The sequence below is a fragment of the Streptomyces sp. MK37H genome (assembly GCF_018035285.1).
GTDB classification, from domain to species: Bacteria; Actinomycetota; Actinomycetes; order Streptomycetales; family Streptomycetaceae; genus Streptomyces; species Streptomyces endocoffeicus.
On the sequence record NZ_JAAAYH010000777.1, the window covers coordinates 1 to 1,911 of the forward strand.

Below are 1,911 nucleotides of genomic sequence, written 5' to 3' on the forward strand. Positions count from 1 at the left end.
CTACGCGTCGCATTCCGCGCAGGTGGAGTCGATCCGCGAACAGGTCATCGGCGCCCTGGAGGGGATCACCCCCCGCACCTCGGAGATCCCCTTCTACTCGACCGTGACCGGCGGGGTCATCGACACCACCGAACTGGACGCCGAGTACTGGTACACCAACCTTCGCCAGACCGTCCGCTTCGACGAGACCATCCGTGCCCTTCTGGACGACGGCTGTGGCTTCTTCATCGAGTCCAGCGCCCACCCGGTGCTCACCGTGGGCCTTCAGGAGACGTTCGAGGACACGGCCGCCGACGCCGTCGCGCTGGGCACCCTGCGCCGTGACGAGGGCGGCCCCGAGCGGTTCCTGACCTCACTCGCCGAGGGCTACGTACGCGGTCTGGACGTCGACTGGGACGCGGTGTTCGCCGGGACGAATCCCCGGCGCGTCGCCCTGCCCACGTACGCCTTCCAGCGCGAGCGCTACTGGCTCGACGTCGACACCGCGTCCGCCACCGACCCGGCGGGCCTCGGCCTCACGGCCGTCAACCATCCGCTGCTGGGCGCCACCGTGCGGCTGGCCGCGGACGGCCGGCTGGTGCTGACCGCGCGGCTCTCGACGCGCACCCACCCCTGGCTCGCCGAGCACACCGCCCTCGGTGCGGTCGTGGTGCCGGGCGCGGCGCTGCTGGAGCTGGCGTTCACCGCGGCCCAGGAGGCGGGCGGCGGCCGGGTGGAGCGGCTGACGGCGGCGGAGCCGCTGGTGCTGCCCGAGCGCGGCGACATCCAGGTGCAGCTCACGGTGGACGAGCCGGACGAGACCGGCCGACGTGGACTGCACATCCACGCCCGCCCCGAGGACGCCCCCGCGGACGAGGACGGCTGGACCCTGCACGCCACCGGCGCGCTCGCTCCCCACGCCATCCCCGATGCCCCGCTGGAGGGCGCATGGCCGCCGCCCGGCGCCCAGCCGCTGGACGTGGACGGCCTCTACGAGCGCGCCGCCGGGACGGGTTACGGATACGGCCCGGTCTTCCAGGGTCTGCGCGCGGCCTGGCGGCACGGCGACAACATCCTCGCCGAGGTCGCGCTGCCGGAGGACCAAGCCCAGGACGCGGCCCGGTACGGCATCCACCCCGCCCTGCTGGACGCCGCCCTCCACCCCGTCCTCTTCCCCGAAGACGAAGACCAAGCGGACACCGGCGCGGTCCGCATGGCGGCCGACTGGACCGGCGCCGCGCTGCACGCCGTCGGCGCCACCGCGCTCCGCGTCCGGATCGGCCCGGTCACCGAGCCGGGTGCGGTGTCCGTGTCCCTCGCCGACGCGACCGGCGCCCCGGTGGCGTCCATCGAGGCCCTGACCGTGCGCCCGGTCCCGGCAGAGCGGCTGCGCGCCGCGGTGGACGTGACCCGTGACGCGCTGTTCCGCCTGGAGTGGGTCCCGGCGCCATCGCAGAACCAGGCGGCTACCGCCCGTTGGACGGTGCCGGCCACTGACGACCTCGAGCTCGCCACCTTTCTCGACACCGAAGGGCCGTCCGACGCGCCCGAGTTCGTCGTCGTGTCGTACGGACCGGCCATGGACACCGCGTCCGGTCTGCCCGGCCTCGCCGATCGCGTCCGCGAGGCGACCGCCGGGGCGCTCGGGCTGCTGCGCGAGTGGCTGGCCGACACCGAGTCCGCCACCTCACGGCTGGTCGTGGTGACGTGCGGGGCGGTGTCCACCCATGCCGGAGAGGACGTGGCGGACCTCGTCCACGCCCCGCTGTGGGGGCTCGTGCGCGCCGCGCAGGCCGAACAGCCGGGCCGGTTCGTGCTGGTGGACATCGACGGGTGCGAATCCTCGCGCACCGCGCTGGCGGCGGCCGTCGCCACCGCCGTCGCGGCGGACGAGCCGCAGGTGGCCATCCGGGACGGCGCGGTCCTCGTACC

1 protein-coding gene is annotated in these 1,911 nt (G+C 74.7%); it reads left to right on the plus strand.

All coding sequences use genetic code 11. The features are described from left to right. Window positions 1-22: 22 nt before the first annotated feature. Window positions 23-1,911 (plus strand): acyltransferase domain-containing protein (locus tag GWI24_RS43805; protein ID WP_308344289.1); only part of this gene is annotated, 1,889 nt, incomplete at its 3' end.